General features: G+C 27.4%; 1 pseudogene. It reads right to left on the bottom strand.

What is annotated here, in order from left to right:
• A pseudogene (locus ELQ12_RS09815) lies at nt 1-598 on the bottom strand (DNA methylase); the annotation flags it as partial.

Raw genomic sequence — 598 nt, 5'->3', positions numbered from 1 at the left:
TTTATTAGTATTTTGTTTTTTGGCTAATATATCCATTGCAATTTTTGCTAAGTAAAGATTTGTTCCTATTCCCGCAGTTGCTGTTATTTGAGTTGTTTTTAAAATTTCAAATAATATGTTTTCAATGAGTTTGTCAGCAGATAGCTTATAATGTTTGATATAAGGAGTTAAATCAATAAATACTTCATCAATGGAGTAAATATGAATGTCTTTTGGATCAAAATACTTTAAATAAATACTGTAGATTTTAGAACTATAGTCTATATATGTTGACATCCTAGGTTTTGCGACAATGTAATCAAGTTCTAAATTAGGATTATTTATTAGTTCAAGATGATTGTATGATTTTGCACTGAAATATTTAGCAATTTTTAAGCGCTTGTAATTGATTGTTTTTACTTTTTGTATTAGTTCAAATAGTCTTAATCTGCCTGATATATTATAAGATCTTAATGCGGGAGATACCGCAAGACATATTGTTTTTTCAGTTCTACTTTCATCCGCAACTACAAGATTGGTATTTAGAGGATCTAATTTTCTTAAAATGCATTCAACAGAAGCATAAAATGACTTAAGATCTATAGCTGCATATTTTTGC

This window comes from Campylobacter sp. US25a (genome assembly GCF_004379075.1).
Lineage (GTDB): Bacteria > Campylobacterota > Campylobacteria > Campylobacterales > Campylobacteraceae > Campylobacter_D > Campylobacter_D jejuni.
This window is presented reverse-complemented; position numbering and strand designations above follow the sequence as displayed.